Raw genomic sequence first — 17,302 nt, forward strand, 5'->3', positions numbered from 1 at the left:
ACTGGGCGGCCCCATCGGGCCGCCCTACCATTTCGTAAGGAGGTGTCCCGAATGCAGATCGACCAGCCCACCGCCATCGCAGCAATGCGCCAGCCGGATCAGGTGATGCGGCTCGAACGATTGGGATCCTTTCATCAAAGCCGCCTTTCCTTCATGCGCATCCTGCTGCGCCGCCTCAAATCCGAAAACTGGCGGGTCGAACGGGCGATGTTCGACATAGATGCGCGCGGCACCGGAACGGCCATCTACACGGCCCACGGACCACACCACAGCTACAGTCTTGTCGCCTTCGCCAACGATCTCGACCCGGCCAAACGCTCGGACCGGGTGATCGCCACCGAATGGGACGCCACATTCACGCTGTTCGACGGCGTGCCAACCGAGGCCGACATCGAGCGTCTGCGCGCCAATGTGCCGCTGCAAGAGGCCGGGCGCATCAGCGAGTCCGAGCTGTCGCTGAGCCGCGCCAACCGCTCGGTGCGCCTGTGGGATCATGTGGTGAGCGCACTCGCCGCCGGGCACCAGCCCGATGTGTCCATGATCGACGACGTTGGCTATCTAATGCGCACAACGGCGGTCTATGGCTCGGGCAAGTTCGGCGCCGCCGACCGCGCCGCCACCTCGAACCGGCCCGAATTTCAGGCGCCCTATCAGGTCGAGATGCTATCGGTCTATCTGACCCGCGCCTTCGTTTCGGACCTCGTCGAGGATATGGCCCGCCAGCGCGCGCCAGACACCGCAGTAAAGATGGAGCCTGCGCTGCGTCGCCGCTTTGGCATCGGAAATTCCACGGGCCTCGGCATGGCCCCCTATCTGCTGAACCACCCGGCCCTCCTCCACAGCTGGATCGCCGCGCGCGAGACCGCATTCTCGCGCATCCGCGCGCTGCCCGTCGCCACGCCCGCCCATGCAGCCAAATTCCGCGAGATGATCGCCCGCGCGATCCTGAACGCGGACGCATGGCACAGCGCGCATCCCGCACAACTCGCCAAACTGGCCGATCTGCGCGCAGACCTTAAGACCTTGCGCACGCGCATCGAGCAGCACGGCCTCGACGGCCTCCTGCCATGGGATCGCCTCTGGCACTGGGCAGAGGGCACGCTGAGCCTTGAGGGGCAGGAACAGCTCGTCTCACTCATGCTCGAGCCATACCCCGAAATGGTCGACGATCTGGCAGGCGCGATGGCCTGCGATGAAGATCGCCAATGGCGCATCTGGGGCGGGATGCCCTGCGGGCGGCTTGCCGTCATCATCCGCGACATCTACGGCTGGGCGCTGGAGATCGACTGGGACGCGCCCGAGGCGCAGGCCCGCGTCTGGTATGTGTCCGAGGCCAAGCTGGAGCCACGCCTGGGCGAGCGTGATCAGGAGCCGGTCGAGCCCTATGAGCAGCCGCTCTGCCCGGGCCGCGATGCCGCGCGCCTGATGGCGGACCTCGGGCGGTTTGACGGCGATACCGTCGCCGCCTTCGTCCTCGCCCACCCCGAACATCGCCACATCGTGCGCCGCGCGCAGATTGCCGCGCGCCTGCCCTACGCCGAGATCCGCAGCAATACCATCGGCGCGGACCTTTTGCCGATCGACATGCTGCGTGCCAAGCTCAGCTTCTTTGGGGCCTGCCATTTCGATCCCCGTTCGGACCGCTGGGTGCGCATCACGATGTTTCAGAACGCGCCCTACCCCGACGAATTGGCAACCGGTGACGCGGACGACTGGACCTATCCGGCCCTCAGCACATCATGAGTTGGTCGCTGAGCGAGATCGAGGGCCTCGCGCGCAAGGCCGCGCGCGGCGCGGGCTTTAGCTGGGGCATGGCCGAAGAGGCCGGCAAGGCCGTGCGCTGGCTGGCCGGGATAGGCCTGCCCGGCCCCGAAGCGCTGGCCGACTTCCTGGAGGCGCATGACGGAACGCCCCACGCGCAGATGCGGCCCCAGGACACCCAAGTGAATACATGGACCGCGGCCTGCGGCGTGGTCTGCCCGATCTCGGCCGGGGCCGCACTGTGCGATCTGGCACAAAGCGACGCGCCCAGCCGGGATATTCACATCCGCAATTGCGCCCAGCCCCTCTTGATGCTGCCGTTCGTGCGCGCCGCTGCCGAAGATGGTGCGCAGTCCGAGCGCATGATCTGGCAGGGCGGCGAGTTTGCCTTTGCCGCCGAGATCAGAGGTGCTGCATCTGCCCCCATGGCCGCGCTGAGCGACGTGGATGTCAAACAAGGGCGCGCCGATCATCTACCTCTGCCGGGCTGCCAGATGCGTTATGATCTGGCAGCCGGACCGGCCGAGCGCCTGGCCGTCATGGCCGCGCGCACCTATGCGCCCGACACCGAGCAAAGCCGGATTTCGGGCGCAGGCGCAGGCACAAGCGACAACGACTGAAAGGCACCGGCCAGCGCTTCGCCTTTTACCTGAGGCATCAGAAAGAGGCGAAACGCGTACACCAATTGGGCATCGTGCTGCGTTTCCCCAAAATCTGTGGCTCAGTCTTTCGCAGAACGCTCTAGTCCAGCGTCGAAGGGATCGTCGCGCCGGTCAGCTCCTCACTGAAGGGCACCGGGTGCGGGTCCTTGCCAAGGCGGGCACGGTAGATCGGCAAGCTCTCGGCAACGCGCTGGACATAGTTGCGCGTCTCGTCGAAGGGGATGAATTCAATCCAGTCGATGACATCGAGGCCGTCCATGCCCGTGCCATCCCTGGGATCGCCCCGGTCGCCTATCCAGCGCGGCGGGCGTGCGGGGCCCGCATTATATGCCGCTGAAATCATGACGACATTCGCGCCAAAGCGCTTGGACATCTGCGCGAGGTAGGTGGACCCGAGCCGCGCGTTATAGCGCCAATCGCTCAGCACGCGGGCGCGGTCGTAGGCAATGCCGGTATCGCGCGCGACATCGCTGGCCGTGCCGGGCAGCACCTGCATCAGCCCCAGCGCACCCGCGCCGCTGGTGACAAGGTGGTCGAACTCGCTCTCGCGGCGGGCAATGGCGAGGGCCATCTCCATCGGCACGGGCAGGTCCATCTGCTGCATTGGATGCAAGGCGTAATAGGGCGCGGGCAGCACGATGCCCCGTCCCGCCGCTGCCTTGCCCAGCATGACCTGCAAATGCGGCTGGCCCATATCCCCGAGCGCCGCGCCAAGGCTGCCCAGATCCGTGCGGCCCAACGTATCGGCCAGCGCGTTGACGAACCATTCCGACAAGCTCAGCTGGCCTGCCGCCGACAAGAGGCCAATCGCGCGAAAGATGTCGCTGCGGGCAAAGGCCGCCTCGCGCCACGGCGGAAACACTTCGTCCCCCGCCAGCGCCGGATCGAAGGGCAGGCCCGCCTTTTCGGCGGCCAGAAGGCCGTAAAAGCTCGTCTGCTCGCCCGCGCCCTGCGCGTAGGCGATGCGCGCGGCCTCGGGATCGTCCAGCGCCTCCTGTGCGCGGCCGATCCAGTAGTGCGCCCGGCCCAGCGAAATCGGTGTGACCACCGCCGCGCGCAACCGCTGAAAGTGGTCAAGCGCCAGCTCCGGATCGTCCATGAAGCGCAGCGCCAGATAGCCCGACAGCCATTCCAGATCGGCATAGGCGCCGCCCTCGGTCAGCTGGTGATGGGCCGCCAGATCATAGGCGCGCTCATATTGTGCGTCCCGCATCATCCGCCGGGCAAAGCTGCGCCGCCAGCCGGACCAGCGCGCGGCCTCGCCCAGCCCGTCCTCGATCCGGCTTTGGCTCCGCATCAGGTCCATCGCCTTCTCGGGCTGATCGGTCGCGATATAGCGCTCGAACAGGACATGCGCGATGCCGGGGTCGCGTTGCATTTCCTCCGGCAGCGCCTTGATCCTTGTCTCGATATCGCCGGCGTCACCGGACATGCGGATGTCGGCGCGTTTGCGCGTCTCCTCATCTACCAGAGGCAGCATAAGCGCCGCATCGCGCAGCCCGCGCCAAAGCGCCATATCCATCCGCGCCGCGTGGTGCGGCGTCAAGACAGTGCCGTAGGCGTTCAGAAATTCGGTATGCTCCTCGGTGCTCAGATCAAAGCTGCGCCATGCGGCGATCACCGCCTTTTGCGCCTCCTCACTCTGGTCCAGCGCCGTTAGCGCGGCGGCGTGGCGCAGCACGCCCTCGCCGGTCTGGGGCGCCGCACCCTCGTAAAAAGCCACGATCTGGGCATCGCTCGCATCCTCCAGCACCTTTTGCGACTGGCTGCGCAATCGGTCCAGCCCCGGCCAGCCGGGATGGGTGTTCAAGAACGCCAGCACCTCCTCCAGCGTGCCTTGCCCATCGCGCAGGCGCGCCCATTCGATCAGTTCTTGCGCCACCACGCCCTCGCGCGCGGCCAAGGCATTCGCGCGGGTCCAGTCGCCGGTCGCCCCGGCAGCCAGCGCACTGGCCAATGCATGGGGCGGGCGCACTTCGCCAAGGTCTTGGGCCGTCTGGGCAAAGCTCGGCAAAGCACTGCTGAGCAGCATCAGTGCGGCAAAAAGGGGGCGCGACATGGCTTGCATTTCCTTTCAAGGCGAAGGATAGACAGGCGCAGCCTAAGCGTGCAGCCCCGCGCCGTCCATTGGCCCATATAGGGCCGCAGGGCGCAGTCTGCCACAACGGCGCCCACCTTTCGGGCACAGATGCCTGACGCAGACCCCAAGGAGTCCATGATGATCAAAGGATCGCTTCCAGCCCTGGTCACGCCCCTGAAAGACGGTGCAGTGGATTTCGATACGCTCGGCAAACTTGTGGAGTGGCACATCAGCGAGGGCAGCAACGGCCTTGTCCCCGTCGGCACCACGGGCGAGAGCCCGACCCTGACCCATGACGAGCATATGCAGGTCACCGAAGAGGTCGTGCGCGCCGCCGCAGGCCGCATCCCAATTATCGCGGGCGCAGGCAGCAACAACACCGCCGAGACGGTCGCCTTCATGCGCCATGCCCACAAGGTGGGCGCCGATGCCGCGCTGGTCGTCACGCCCTATTACAACAAGCCGACGCAAGCGGGCCTGATCGCGCATTTCACCGCAGCTCATGACAGCTGCGATCTGCCGATCATAATTTACAACATTCCGGGCCGCTCCGCTGTCGACATGATGCCCGAGACCATGGGCGTATTGGCGAAACTGACGCGCATCATCGGGGTCAAGGACGCCACCGGCGATCTGGCTCGCGTCTGCGCCCAGCGCATGACCTGCGGCACCGATTTCATCCAGATTTCCGGCGAGGATGCGACGGCCCACGGCTTCAACGCCCAAGGCGGCGTAGGCTGCATTTCGGTCACGGCCAATGCGGCGCCGGCGCTTTGCGCCCAGTTGCAGGCCGCGTGCCTTGCGGGCGATTACGCCGAGGCGCTGAGGATTCAAGATCGCCTCATGCCGCTGCATCAGGCCATCTTTACCGAGCCGGGCCTTGTGGGCGCGAAATACGCCATGTCCCTTCTGGGCAAATGCAGCGATGAGGTCCGCTCGCCGCTGGTGCCCCTGACCGATGGCACCAAGGTGCTGGTCGAAAAGGCAATGCGCCACGCGGGTCTGCTGAACTGACCCGATCTGCGCTCTAGCGATAGCGCAATGGCTGCTGCACACTAGCGATAGCGCGATGGCGGCTGCCCGAACTGTGCCGAATAGGCGCGGCTGAAATGCGATGAATTGGCAAAGCCCGTCGCCAGCGCGATCTGCGTCAGCGGCATTGCGGAATTTCGCAAGAGGCTCTGCGCGCGGTCCAGCCGCAGGGCGCGGTAATAGCGCATCGCGGATGTGCCCAATTGCTCGGTAAAGAGGCGGTTCAGCTGCCGGCGCGACACACCCGCAATGCTGGCAAGTTGCGCCAGGTCCAGAGGATCGGCCAGATGGCTTTCCATCACCTCGACCGCGTCCAGAATGGCCGGCGCGTGGCTGCCCACCCGCTCGGCGAGGCCGGCGCGCTGCGGGCCGATGGCGGGCCGCACTTCGGTATGCATGAACCAGTCGCTTACGCGCCGCGCGAAACCCGCGCCATGCTGCCGCGCGATCAGCGCGTGCATCATGTCGAGGGGCGCGGTGCCACCCGCGCAAGTCATCCGGTCACGGTCGATCACGTATAGACTGCGCTCCAGCGCCAGATCCGGCGCCGCCTCGGCCAGGGCTTCGGCGTATTCCCAGTGCAGCGTCATGCGCCGCCCGGCCATCAGGCCCGCGCGCGCCAGGATCACGGGCCCACCCGATACGCCGCCCAAGTGCACGCCCTCGCGCGCCAGCCGCGCCAGCCAGCGATAGAGCGCCGGATCATCATGCGCCCCCACATCGCCCCCCGCGATCACGAACAGCATGTCGAGCCGCAGCGCATCCCCCACGCGTGCCTCGATGGGAACAACCGCAGCGCCTGAGCTTCGCACGGGATGCCCTCCCGGCCCCAAGTGGATCACCTCATAAAGCGGCCGCTCCGCCAGCAGATTGGCCGCGCGCAAGGGCTCGACCGTGGCCGCATAGGACATCACGGCAAAATCCGCGACCGGCAGAATACCGATTCGCATGGGCGAAGAGGGAGGATCAGAGGGCGCGGCCATTCCAGACATCTATCCGACCTTTTCAGGAAAGTGCAATCGCGGCAAACCCACCATGATGGGTCCGACCTCGAATATCGAAAGATCCTCATGCGCTACTCTGCCCTCCGCATCCTGAAAGAAGGCCTGACCGGCAACAAAGGCTGGAAACCCGTCTGGCGCGACCCCGAGCCGAAGGCCGAATATGACGTCATCATCATCGGCGGCGGCGGCCACGGCCTTGCCACGGCCTATTACCTGGCCAAGGAGCACGGCATCACCAATGTCGCGGTTCTGGAAAAGGGCTGGATCGGCGGCGGCAATGTGGGCCGCAACACCACGATCATCCGCTCGAACTACCTTCTGCCCGGCAACGAGCCGTTCTACGAGCTGTCGCTCAAGCTGTGGGAAGGGCTGGAGCAGGATTTCAATTACAATGCGATGGTCTCCCAACGCTCGATCCTGAATCTTTTGCACTCCGACGCGCAGCGCGATGCCTTCATCCGGCGCGGCAATGCGATGTTCCTCGCGGGCGCAGATGCCGAATACGCCACCGCCGACCAGCTGCGCGCCGAGCTTCCCTTTCTCGATTTCGACAACGCGCGCTTTCCCATCAAGGGCGGCCTCTTCCAGCGGCGCGGCGGCACCGTGCGCCACGACGCGGTCGCCTGGGGCTATGCGCGCGGCGCCGACAGCCGCGGCGTCGACATCATCCAGAACTGCGAAGTCACCGGCTTTGACATCGAAAACGGCGTCTGCCGCGGTGTCGAGACCTCGCGCGGCCCCATCAAGGCCAAGAAGGTCGCCATGTGCGTCGCGGGCTCCTCGGGCCGCGTCGCGGCGCAGGCCGGCATGCGCCTGCCCATCGAAAGCCATGTCCTTCAAGCCTTCGTCACCGAAGGTCTCAAGCCCGTCATCCCCGGCGTCATCACCTTTGGTGCCGGCCATTTCTACGTCAGCCAGTCCGACAAGGGCGGTCTGGTCTTTGGCGGCGATATCGACGGCTACAACTCCTACGCGCAGCGCGGCAACTTGCCCGTGGTCGAGGACGTGGCCGAGGGCGGCATGGCGATCATGCCCATTATCGGCCGCGCCCGCCTGCTGCGCAGCTGGGGCGGCATCATGGACATGTCGATGGACGGCTCGCCCTTCATCGACAAGACGCATATCGACGGCCTCTATTTCAACGGCGGCTGGTGCTACGGTGGCTTCAAGGCGACGCCCGGCTCGGGCTGGTGCTATGCGCATCTCATCGCCAAGGACACGCCCCATCCCGTTGCCACCGAATTGCGTCTCGACCGGTTCAAGCGGGGCCACATGATTGACGAAAAGGGACAGGGCAACCAGCCCAACCTTCATTGATGCCCCCCATGCTTCATCTTGGCAAAAATACTCAAACCCCGCCTGCGCCCCGCGCACGCCGCCAGCCTGATGCAAATCTCCGGCCAGAAAACGGCCAAGGGCTTTGCAAAACCCCCGGCACCTCCGAGGTAACGACATGATCATCGACCATCCCCTGCTCGGCCCGCGCGATGCTGCCGAATTCATCTATCTGGGCGACGCCGCGCTCATCGACCGCCCCGACTGGCAGGCCGAGGATGCCGAGGCCGCGTTCTATGAATACGGGTATCTGCGCGACAATATCGCCGGCCAGATGCAGGAGCTTTGGTATCATGAGCAGGGCGACCGCAGCTGGCTGGTCGTCACGCGCGATACCGTCACACATGAGATCAGCAAGGTGGAACTGGCCCGCGACGTGGCCCGCAGCCGGGGGCGCAGCAAATGAGCCAAGTGAACCGCATCAAGGGTGGCCTTATCGACCGCTCCAAGCCGCTGAACTTCACCTTCAACGGCAAATCAATGCAAGGTCACGCGGGCGACACGCTTGCCTCCGCGCTGCTCGCCAATGGTCAGGTCCTCGTCGGCCGCTCGTTCAAGTATCACCGCCCGCGCGGCATCCTGACCGCAGGCTCGGAAGAGCCGAACGCGCTGGTTCACCTGCGCTCGGGCGCGGCGCAAGAGCCGAACACCCGCGCCACCGTGGCCGAGCTTTTCGACGGGCTGACCGCGACAAGCCAGAACCACCGCGGCCCACTTGAATTCGACATGATGGCGGTTACCGACCTCATGTCGCCCTTCCTCAGCGCCGGGTTCTACTACAAAACCTTCATGTGGCCCGCCGCCCTTTGGGAGAAATTCTACGAGCCTGCGATCCGCCATTCGGCGGGCCTTGGGCGTCTGTCGATGGAGGCCGATCCCGACACGTACGACAAGGGTTTCCTGCACTGCGACCTGCTGGTCATCGGCGCCGGTCCCGCGGGCCTTGCCGCGGCACTGGCCGGCGCACGCAGCGGCGCGCGCGTCATCCTCGCGGATGAGGATTTCGCCCCCGGCGGGCGCCTCAATGCCGAAACGCTTGAAATCGACGGCATGGCGGGTGCCGACTGGGCGGCCCAGATGGTGGCCGAACTGGCCGCGATGGCGAATGTGCGCCTGATGACGCGCACCACGATCTATGGCGCCTACGATCACGGCGTCTATGGCGCGCTCGAACGCTGCACCGATCATCTGGCGGGTTCCGGTGGCAAGCCGCGCCAGGTTCTGTGGCGCATCTACTCCAGACGCGCCGTTCTGGCCGCCGGCGCGACCGAACGGCCCATCGCCTTCGGCAACAACGACCGGCCCGGCATCATGCTGGCCGGGGCTGTGCGGACCTACGTCAACCGCTATGGCTTGACACCGGGCCAGAAGGTGGCCGTGCTGACGAACAATGATGACGGCTGGCGCACCGCCTCCGATCTGGCCGCCAAGGGCGTCGACGTGCGTGCAATCATCGACACGCGCGATGCGCCTGCCGTTTGCGATGTGCCCGGCGCGCGCCACATTCGCGGCGCGGGCGTGGTCGATACCGCAGGCCGCCGCGCGCTCAAGCGGATCACGCTGACCGATGGGCAGATGATTGATGTCGATTGCCTCGCCGTCTCGGGGGGCTGGAATCCGAACGTGCATCTGACCTGCCACCAGCGGGGCCGTCCAAGCTGGAATGAGGGCATCTGCGCCTTCGTGCCCGGCACGGATCTGCCTCAGGGCCTGGTCGTCGCTGGCGCAGCGAACGGCCAGCTGACGCTTGCCGCCGCGCTTGCCGAGGGGCGCAAGGCCGCCAATGCGCAAGTGAAGGATCTTGGCTTTACCCCCTCGCGCAAGGCTGCGCCCAAGGCCGAGGATGAGGCGCATGAAGGCGCGCCGAAATGGCACATCCCGTCGGGTAAGACGCGCGCCTGGGTCGATTTCCAGAACGATGTGACCGTCAAGGACGTCAAGCAGTCCCATGCCGAGGGCTTCCGCTCGGTCGAGCATCTCAAGCGCTATACGACCACCGGCATGGCCACCGATCAGGGCAAGACATCCAACATGTCGGCGCTGGCGATCATGGCCGAATGCACCGGCAAATCGATCCCTGAGACAGGCACGACCATCTTTCGCCCGCCCTATACGCCCATTCCCCTGGGCGCGCTGGCGGGCCGGGCGCGTGGCACTGATTTTCGCCCCTTCCGCCTGACGCCAAGCCACGAATGGGCCAAGGCCAATGGCGCCACCTTCGTCGAGGTCGGCAACTGGCTGCGCGCGCAATGGTTCGTGCAAGGCTCCGAAGCGGGCTGGCGCGACAGCGTTGACCGCGAGGTGCTGAACACGCGCCAGAACGTCGGCATATGCGACGTGACCACGCTGGGCAAGATCGACGTGCAGGGCAAGGATGCGGCCGAGTTCCTCAACCGCGTCTACGCCAACGGCTTTGCCAAACTGGCCGTGGGACGCGTGCGCTATGGCATCATGCTGCGCGAGGATGGCATCTGCTATGACGATGGCACCACCGCGCGCATGGGCGAGAACCACTTTGTCATGACCACGACCACCGCCAATGCGGTGCTGGTGTTCCGCCGGATGGAATTTGCGCGCCAATGCCTTTTCCCCGATCTGGACGTCCACCTGATCTCGACGACCGACGCCTGGGCGCAATTCGCCGTCGCCGGACCCAAGGCGCGCGATCTGCTGCGCAAGATCGTCGACGACACGCAGGACATGTCGAACGAGGCGTTCCCCTTCATGGCCTGCGGCGAGGTCACCGTGTGCGGCGGCACGCCCGCGCGGCTCTTCCGCATCTCCTTTTCGGGCGAGCTGGCTTACGAGGTCGCTGTGCCTGCGCGCTACGGCAACGCGATGATGGCCGCGCTGATGAAGGCGGGCGAAGAGTTCGGGGCCTGCCCCTATGGCACCGAGGCCCTTGGCGTCATGCGAATCGAAAAGGGCCATGCGGCAAGCAACGAGCTGGACGGCCGCACCACGGCCCATAACCTTGGCATGGCGCGGATGGTCAGCGACAAGAAGGACTGCATCGGCAACGTGCTGTCGCGCCGCCCCGAGATGATGCGCGACGATGCGGTAAAGCTGGTCGGTTTCCGCCCGGTGGACCGCAGTGCGAAGCTCATCGCAGGGTCGCATTTCATTGCCAAGAACGACACCGCCAGCACACAGACCGATCAGGGCTGGATGACGTCGGTCGCCTTCTCGCCCAGCCTTGGCCATTCCATCGGCCTTGGCTTCATCAAATCGGGAGACAGCCGCATGGGCGAGATCGTGCGCGCCGTCAGCCCCGTCCACGACACCGAGATGGAGGTCGAGATCGTCTCGGCCCACTTCATCGACCCCGAAGGAGAGCGTCTGCGTGCCTGATTTCACCCTTACCGCCGCGCCGCCGCTGGCAGGCTATGACCAGAGCTTTGGCGACATCCGGCTGAGCGCGCCCGCAGATCTGGCCATCGTGTCGATCGCACTGCCTCTCGGGGGCGAGGATGCCGCGAAAAAGGCCATCAAGTCGGCCTTTGGAAAGGCGCTGCCCGAGGTCGGCCTGTCAGTCGTGGCCAAGGACACACGGCTGATGCGCCTTGGCGCGGATCAGGTCTTTGCCGTCTTTGTCTGCGCCACCCCCGACGCCGAGCCGCAGGTCGCAGCCCGGTTGGATGGTGCGGCCTATACCACCGATCAGACCGACGGCTGGTGCGCCCTGCAGATCGAAGGCCCGGATGCGCGCCGCGCACTCGAACGCATATGCCCGATCGACCTGCATCCCGATGCGTTCAAGGTGGATGCCATAGCCCGCACCGTTATGGAGCATATGGGCGCCCTCATCGCACGCACGGGCGAGGATACCTATCTGCTGCTTTCGGCCAGTTCCTCGGCCAAATCGTTTTTGCACGCCGTCGAGGTTTCGGCCAATAACGTCAGCTAGGGCGACTTCGTCAACCAGAGCAGGACGGCGACGCCGCAGAATATCAAGGCAGACACCATGACCCTTTGGACCCAAGACGCCGAGCCCGGCCACCCCTACTGGTGGGACGGCATCGCGTGGGCCGAAACCCATGATGCGCTGCCTGAGAAATGCGATCTGCTCATCATCGGCGCGGGCTACACCGGCCTTTCGGCAGCCCTCGCCGCACATGACTGCGGCGCATCCATCGTGGTGGTCGATGCAGGCGATCCGGGCAAGGGCGCGTCGACCCGCAACGGGGGCATGTTCGGCGCGCATCCGCGCCTTGGCTGGTCCACCCTCGCGCGCCAGTTCGGCGCTGAGGTGGCGGATGCGCTCTTTGACGAGGCGTCATCCGCACTGGATTGGGCCAAGGATCTGATCGCGCGCGAGGACATCATCTGTGATCTGCAACAGACGGGCCGCATCCAACTGGCGTGGACGGCCAAGCATTTCAAAAACCAGAACGCCCTCGCGCAGACACTGGCCGATAAAAGCCGCGTGCGCGCGCATGTCGTTGCACGAGAGGATCTTGCGCAGGAAATCGCGACCGAGCGCTATTATGGCGGCATCGTCTTTGACGAGCACTGCGGCATCCATCCGGCGAAATTCCATCAGGGCCTGATGCGCGCCGTGCTGGCGCGCGGCATCCCGGTGATCGCCGAGTGCCCCGTCACCGGGGTCGAACGACGCGGCAGCACCTTTGCCGCCGCCACATCCCGCGGACGCATCACGGCGCAAAAAGTGCTGTTGGCGACCAATGGCTACACCACCGACACCTTTGCATGGCATGCGCGCCGCGTCTTTGCCCTCCCAAGCTATATCATCGCGACCGAGCCGCTGGCGGCAAACCTCATCGGTCACCTCGCGCCGGGCCGGCGGATGATGGTCGAAACGCGCGCGCGCCACAGCTATTTCCGCATCTCGCCCGATGGCACGCGCATCCTCTTTGGTGGGCGCGCCTCGATGGTCAATGTCGATCCTCACGTCGCCGCGCGCCGCCTGCGCGCCACCATGTGCGAGGTCTGGCCCGAGCTCAAAGGCACGCGCATCAGCCATTCCTGGCGCGGCAATACCGGCTACAGCTTTACCCATATGCCCCATGTCGGCGAGGATCGCGGCCTGCATCATGCGATGGGATATTCCGGTTCGGGCACGGTGATGGCGCCCTATCTGGGGGCAAAGGCCGCCTATCAGGCCATGGGCGACGCGCGCGGCCAGACGGGCTATAGCCAGACCGATCTTGCGCGGCACTGGATGCATCCCGGCACGCGCCCGCATTTTCTGCACGCGGCGAACCTGTGGTATCGCACGGCGGTCGACTGGACCGAGAACCTGAAGTCGCGCTGAAGGGGAATTTGGAGCGGGCGACGGGAATCGAACCCGTATCATCAGCTTGGAAGACAAGTGCGATAAATTGATAAATTTGTTTAAAATCAAAAACGTATAGAAATGCGCTACTGAATTTTGTCGGCAATCTGTCGGAAAATTAATTCTGGAGCGGGCGACGGGAATCGAACCCGTATCATCAGCTTGGAAGGCTGAGGTCTTACCATTACACAACGCCCGCTTGGTACGTTACCATCTATTTCAGAGACGTTCCGGGGTCAAGCTTTGGGTTGATGGGGAGACGCGAAATGGCCAAACCGCATGCGGTTATTATTGGTGTTGGAGACGGGCTCTCCGCAGCTCTCGCTCGGGAGCTTGCACCAGACTACGCCCTGACGCTGGCGGCCCGCAGTCAGGAGAAGATGCAAGCCTTAGCAGAGGAGCTCCGAGCGCGCACAGTCCTTATGGACGGTACAGATGAAGCGGCCATTTCCGCGCTTTTTGCCGGTCTGCCAGAAGCCCCGAGAGTCGCGATCTACAATCCTTCCGCTCGCACATGCGGACGAATCACCGATCTGTTGGTGGAGGAAGTCCGCCATGCCGTCGATGTGACCGCTATTGGCGCCTTCCTGACCGGAAAGCACGCAGCGCGGCGCATGCTGGCAGAGGAGCCCATTGACGGCATGAGGGGAACCATTCTTTTCACGGGCGCATCTGCCGGGGTGAAGGGCTTCCCACAATCCGCTCCGTTTGCGATGGGCAAATTCGCTCAGCGGGGTCTGGCAGAAAGCATGGCACGCGAACTGCACCCCCAAGGCATCCACGTTGCATGGATCAACATCGACGGAGGCATTCTGAACCCGGGTCGCACGGAACCGGAGGACAAGCCGGGATCCATGCTCAGGCCCGAGGCGATCGCCCGCACCTATCGCCACCTCATCGAACAGGACCACAGCGCGTGGTCGAGCGATATCACAGTGCGGCCTTGGGTCGAGACGTTTTAGAAGGGTTGGCCCTAAAAGGAGTGGAAAGATGCTCAGCGATGACGAGCTCGATCAACTAGACCGGATGCTGCTGTCATTTACTGACGATGATGGCATGCTTCTCAGCGAGTTCGACGGGTTTTGTGCAGGCATCATCGTTTGCCCCGAGTTGATCAAGCCTGGCGAATGGCTCCCATGCGTTTGGGGGAATAGCTCGGAACATTTAGAGACCCTTGAAGAAGTTGAGGCCCTCACCGACCTCGTCATGCGGCACTATAACGCCGTTGCGCAATCCTTGACGCCGCCAGCGATGGAGTACGGCCCGCTCTATGACGAGGATACGCGGACCGGCGAAGTCCTGTGGGAATCGTGGTGCAATGGATTTGAGCGCGCGATGCGTCTGCGCCCGGACGCTTGGGACCGCATCGTGCAATGTGGCGACGAGGAGGCGGCGGCTTCGATCGCTATGATGTTGGCGCTTTACAATATCGCGGACGGTCAAAGCGATCTGCCGAGCACATCCATCGGATCCCTGACCAACGAGGCCCCTGATCTTATCCCGAACCTCGTGCTGACACTAAACGCGTGGACCAAATCCGGTACACCACCTGCCCCATTTTCTGCTTGGGCAGCCAACGATCGAACAAGCGCACCGTTTCAGGGGACGAAGGTCGGTCGCAATGTGCCCTGCCCTTGCGGCTCCGGTCGCAAGTACAAGCAATGCTGCGGGAGCAATTGAACGCTCTGTTCTGCGCTCCTGGCCTCTCTGCCCAACTTGGTGAAGCCGGAAAAGGGCATGGCTCAAGGCCCTCAGAAGCCCCTAGTAGAACGCGCTGCTTTAGCGGGCCTACTGCTTGAATTGGACGGTCGTTTCGTTGCCGGGATGAACTCGCCAATTTCGTCAAAAAGGCGAGAAGCCGTCCTTCGTTGCAACGGCAACTCAAACTGGCGGCCGGATCGATAGCGGTTGTTCACCAAAATGGCAAGGCACTCGTCACCACTATGAGCCGACGCTCGAGGAGTGTGCGGAATCCATACTGCCATATGGAGCATTGAGCACAGCGCCGACGTCTCTTTCCACGGTCGGATGCTTTTGGAATCAGGTTCCGGCGCCTCACGAAATAGCGCGACCGGATTCGATAAAGTGAGGAAACGCGCTATCCCCGCCCGAGGAGTACCCGAACAAGCGCGAGTACGACGAGCGCGCCCGCAGCCGAAACGAGCGCCAAGAGGATCAGCCCTCCAGCTGCGAGAACGCCGATGCCCAACGCAGCCAAAACGAAGGGCGTCGCGATGGCTGCCACCACGCCGACTACGAGGTAGAGCGGCTTGTGCCGACCCGCTATTTTCCCTGCAAGATAGCCGGCGCCTAAACCAATCAAGATCAGAAGAATGAGCGAAACCGCTCCAATCGCGTCGAGTAATGTTTCCATTTCCAAGTCTCCTTTACCTTACATAGGATTTGGTGGCTTTGCCTGTTGGCGCAGCCGTCATCGCTAGCTAACTGTAGCTCAGAATTAGATTGGAGCGGAACGACTTCCCAGCAGATGACTTGCTGGAACCTGGCGTGCGAGTTCTTCAACATAATGGGCGGGAAAGGAAACATTCGCTGCAGACGGCATCGGCTCAATACAATCGGGCTAAGCAGACCTTCCAGCCCTGACCCAGAAATTAGCGACTACCACCGGCAGGAAATCGAATATACTGCCCCGGACGCCTGCTTACTCGTCATGTGTCGTTCCACTGTGCATCTGCAGCGAGCGGCAGCTGGATCCTGCAAAACGGCAGGTGGTTGGCACCGGGGCTGTGGAGGAGCATGAAGGGCCTGCAGATCAACATCCGCTTGACCCAAATCAATGCCCTCTGCCCCCTCCTTATCCATTCTTGTCTCAATCCAAGGGAGGAGAACACATGGACACCACGACGTACCAAGCAGCGCTGCGAGAGCGGCGGGCCGAGCTGAGCCGGCATCTCGAGAAGGTCGAGCAGACGCTGGATGAAACTCCGAGCAAGGACTGGGAAGATCGCTCGTCCGAGCGGCAGGGTGACGAGGTGCTGGAATCGCTTGGCCAGGCGGAATTGGCGGAGGTTCGGCGGATAGATGCGGCGCTCGGGCGGATCGGCGCGGGCACCTACGGGATCTGCCAAACATGCAGAGAAGAAATCTCTGCTGCGCGGCTGGATCTTCTCCCCGCCACGCCCTTTTGCAAGAACTGTGCGACCTGACGCAGATAAAGAAGCATTTGGTCCGGCCACGCCGCCTCATAGGCGGATCTTTTCAGGCAGATCAGACCATCGAAAAGCTGTGTTATGCACCAATGCTGGCAATCAAAGGCTGTAGTGCTGCGCCTGCATGTGGCGGCAATCGGCCGCTTACGGTCATGAGCTGTCGTGGTCTCGGGGCGGAAAGTGTGAGTTCGCTGCACTTGCAAGGGCATCCTGTCAGAGACATGGAAGCGGCCATTCAGGGCTCGGGTCAACGGCCTCCCATGCTGCACCAGGCACCAAGGTCAGCAATGCGCAGCAAGCGGACTTTGCAAGTTTTGGCCAGCGGACCAAACTTGCCATCGACTCCATCTGTAAGGTGCTGCGATGCACCCCGGTCAACTGGTCATTCGAAGCAGCCGCTAAGGCCAGAAAAATAGAGATGACCCGCATTGCCAACATCAGGTACAAATTCGTGGGTTTGTTCAAATCGGAAGGGTCAAACGCTTGCAGAATTCTGTAGCCGCGCATCGATTATATCAATATCTGGCGCAAAAAGACCTGCTGCCTTTCGCTTGTTCTTTAAAGCCAAAAAATCGTTAAGCTTTTCATCGTGACCACCTAAGTCGAAAACCAAAAAAATTGCAGCCGGTGTTTCTTCCGCCTCAGCATAGAGGCGCAACTGCTTCTCATAGCCTTTCTTGAGGTCATTGTTCGACAGCTTGATCTCAACCAGAAGTCTTTCATCAAATCCGGTAGAAAACTTGAAGTCAACGGGGCCGTAGTCTGTCTCAGCCTCTGGGATGATGTCGATCTTTTGTGCCTTGCAGAATGCATAGGCCACGCAGAAGAATAGCTTCTGTGCGGCTTTTTCACCCCTAACAGGCTGCTGAATAAGTCGGGCTTGAAGGACGTTGTTCCTGCCGCATGGATTTCAAGGCGGTTCTCTGTGGCATCGGCGGCGGACGCCCGGTTTGGGATGCTCC

15 protein-coding genes and 1 tRNA gene are annotated in these 17,302 nt (G+C 63.4%); 11 read left to right on the plus strand and 5 right to left on the minus strand.

Annotation, left to right across the window (positions count from 1 at the left end; translation table 11 throughout):
* The first annotated feature begins 51 nt into the window (after positions 1–51).
* The gene (locus V8352_RS18145) at positions 52–1,743 is read left to right on the plus strand and encodes a hypothetical protein (protein WP_336425702.1); all 1,692 of its coding nucleotides are present in this window, start codon (positions 52–54) and stop codon (positions 1,741–1,743) included.
* Positions 1,740–2,381, plus strand: a complete 642-nt coding sequence (locus tag V8352_RS18150; RefSeq protein WP_336425703.1) for a DUF3726 domain-containing protein — start codon at positions 1,740–1,742, stop codon at positions 2,379–2,381. Before V8352_RS18145 ends, V8352_RS18150 begins: the two co-directional genes overlap by 4 nt.
* Positions 2,382–2,502: 121 nt before the next feature.
* On the opposite strand, the gene V8352_RS18155 is transcribed toward V8352_RS18150, so the two are convergent.
* Complete coding sequence (locus V8352_RS18155; RefSeq protein WP_336425704.1) at positions 2,503–4,482, minus strand: lytic transglycosylase domain-containing protein; 1,980 nt, start codon at positions 4,480–4,482, stop codon at positions 2,503–2,505.
* 159 nt (positions 4,483–4,641) lie between these two features.
* Here V8352_RS18155 and dapA point away from each other — a divergent pair, with 159 nt between their 5' ends.
* Positions 4,642–5,517 (plus strand): 4-hydroxy-tetrahydrodipicolinate synthase, encoded by an 876-nt coding sequence (dapA, locus tag V8352_RS18160; protein WP_336425705.1) that lies wholly within the window; start codon positions 4,642–4,644, stop codon positions 5,515–5,517.
* Positions 5,518–5,558: 41 nt separating this feature from the next.
* On the opposite strand, the gene V8352_RS18165 is transcribed toward dapA, so the two are convergent.
* Positions 5,559–6,485 (minus strand): GlxA family transcriptional regulator, encoded by a 927-nt coding sequence (locus V8352_RS18165; RefSeq protein ID WP_336425706.1) that lies wholly within the window; start codon positions 6,483–6,485, stop codon positions 5,559–5,561.
* Between the two features lie 120 nt (positions 6,486–6,605).
* Here V8352_RS18165 and V8352_RS18170 point away from each other — a divergent pair, with 120 nt between their 5' ends.
* From V8352_RS18170 to V8352_RS18190, 5 genes are all read left to right on the plus strand, one after another.
* Complete coding sequence (locus V8352_RS18170) at positions 6,606–7,856, plus strand: sarcosine oxidase subunit beta family protein (protein WP_336425707.1); 1,251 nt, start codon at positions 6,606–6,608, stop codon at positions 7,854–7,856.
* Positions 7,857–7,992: 136 nt separating this feature from the next.
* On the plus strand, positions 7,993–8,280 hold the full coding sequence (locus V8352_RS18175; RefSeq protein WP_336425708.1) for a sarcosine oxidase subunit delta: 288 nt from the start codon (positions 7,993–7,995) through the stop codon (positions 8,278–8,280).
* A complete protein-coding gene (locus V8352_RS18180) occupies positions 8,277–11,225 on the plus strand; it encodes a sarcosine oxidase subunit alpha family protein (RefSeq protein WP_336425709.1) in 2,949 nt (982 codons plus the stop codon). The genes V8352_RS18175 and V8352_RS18180 overlap by 4 nt, the downstream gene beginning before the upstream one ends.
* Positions 11,218–11,781, plus strand: a complete 564-nt coding sequence (locus V8352_RS18185) for a sarcosine oxidase subunit gamma (RefSeq protein WP_336425710.1) — start codon at positions 11,218–11,220, stop codon at positions 11,779–11,781. Before V8352_RS18180 ends, V8352_RS18185 begins: the two co-directional genes overlap by 8 nt.
* 57 nt (positions 11,782–11,838) lie before the next feature.
* A complete protein-coding gene (locus V8352_RS18190) occupies positions 11,839–13,149 on the plus strand; it encodes an NAD(P)/FAD-dependent oxidoreductase (RefSeq protein WP_336425711.1) in 1,311 nt (436 codons plus the stop codon).
* 146 nt (positions 13,150–13,295) lie between these two features.
* Here V8352_RS18190 and V8352_RS18195 read toward each other — a convergent pair.
* A tRNA-Gly gene (locus V8352_RS18195) sits at positions 13,296–13,369 on the minus strand.
* Positions 13,370–13,436: 67 nt separating this feature from the next.
* Here V8352_RS18195 and V8352_RS18200 point away from each other — a divergent pair.
* Positions 13,437–14,132, plus strand: a complete 696-nt coding sequence (locus V8352_RS18200) for an SDR family NAD(P)-dependent oxidoreductase (protein ID WP_336425712.1) — start codon at positions 13,437–13,439, stop codon at positions 14,130–14,132.
* Positions 14,133–14,160: 28 nt separating this feature from the next.
* Positions 14,161–14,850, plus strand: coding sequence for a UPF0149 family protein (locus V8352_RS18205; protein ID WP_336425713.1), 690 nt, complete (start codon positions 14,161–14,163; stop codon positions 14,848–14,850).
* Between the two features lie 418 nt (positions 14,851–15,268).
* Here V8352_RS18205 and V8352_RS18210 read toward each other — a convergent pair whose 3' ends face one another.
* The gene (locus tag V8352_RS18210) at positions 15,269–15,544 is read right to left on the minus strand and encodes a GlsB/YeaQ/YmgE family stress response membrane protein (protein ID WP_336425714.1); all 276 of its coding nucleotides are present in this window, start codon (positions 15,542–15,544) and stop codon (positions 15,269–15,271) included.
* Between the two features lie 478 nt (positions 15,545–16,022).
* Here V8352_RS18210 and V8352_RS18215 point away from each other — a divergent pair, with 478 nt between their 5' ends.
* Entirely contained in the window at positions 16,023–16,337 is a 315-nt protein-coding gene (locus V8352_RS18215; RefSeq protein WP_336425715.1) for a TraR/DksA family transcriptional regulator, read from the plus strand.
* Positions 16,338–16,815: 478 nt separating this feature from the next.
* On the opposite strand, the gene V8352_RS18220 is transcribed toward V8352_RS18215, so the two are convergent.
* The gene (locus tag V8352_RS18220) at positions 16,816–17,160 is read right to left on the minus strand and encodes a hypothetical protein (RefSeq protein WP_336425716.1); all 345 of its coding nucleotides are present in this window, start codon (positions 17,158–17,160) and stop codon (positions 16,816–16,818) included.
* Between the last annotated feature and the right edge of the window lie 142 nt (positions 17,161–17,302).

The sequence above is a fragment of the Roseovarius sp. D0-M9 genome, from assembly GCF_037083805.1.
In the GTDB taxonomy this organism is placed as follows: Bacteria; Pseudomonadota; Alphaproteobacteria; order Rhodobacterales; family Rhodobacteraceae; genus Roseovarius.

Coding starts and splice junctions, on each gene's coding strand:
- V8352_RS18145 (WP_336425702.1), top strand. CDS start 52: ATGCAGATCGACCAGCCCACCGCCATCGCAGCAATGCGCCAGCCGGAT.
- V8352_RS18150 (WP_336425703.1), top strand. CDS start 1,740: ATGAGTTGGTCGCTGAGCGAGATCGAGGGCCTCGCGCGCAAGGCCGCG.
- V8352_RS18155 (WP_336425704.1), bottom strand. CDS start 4,482: ATGTCGCGCCCCCTTTTTGCCGCACTGATGCTGCTCAGCAGTGCTTTG.
- dapA (WP_336425705.1), top strand. CDS start 4,642: ATGATCAAAGGATCGCTTCCAGCCCTGGTCACGCCCCTGAAAGACGGT.
- V8352_RS18165 (WP_336425706.1), bottom strand. CDS start 6,485: ATGCGAATCGGTATTCTGCCGGTCGCGGATTTTGCCGTGATGTCCTAT.
- V8352_RS18170 (WP_336425707.1), top strand. CDS start 6,606: ATGCGCTACTCTGCCCTCCGCATCCTGAAAGAAGGCCTGACCGGCAAC.
- V8352_RS18175 (WP_336425708.1), top strand. CDS start 7,993: ATGATCATCGACCATCCCCTGCTCGGCCCGCGCGATGCTGCCGAATTC.
- V8352_RS18180 (WP_336425709.1), top strand. CDS start 8,277: ATGAGCCAAGTGAACCGCATCAAGGGTGGCCTTATCGACCGCTCCAAG.
- V8352_RS18190 (WP_336425711.1), top strand. CDS start 11,839: ATGACCCTTTGGACCCAAGACGCCGAGCCCGGCCACCCCTACTGGTGG.
- V8352_RS18200 (WP_336425712.1), top strand. CDS start 13,437: ATGGCCAAACCGCATGCGGTTATTATTGGTGTTGGAGACGGGCTCTCC.
- V8352_RS18205 (WP_336425713.1), top strand. CDS start 14,161: ATGCTCAGCGATGACGAGCTCGATCAACTAGACCGGATGCTGCTGTCA.
- V8352_RS18210 (WP_336425714.1), bottom strand. CDS start 15,544: ATGGAAACATTACTCGACGCGATTGGAGCGGTTTCGCTCATTCTTCTG.
- V8352_RS18215 (WP_336425715.1), top strand. CDS start 16,023: ATGGACACCACGACGTACCAAGCAGCGCTGCGAGAGCGGCGGGCCGAG.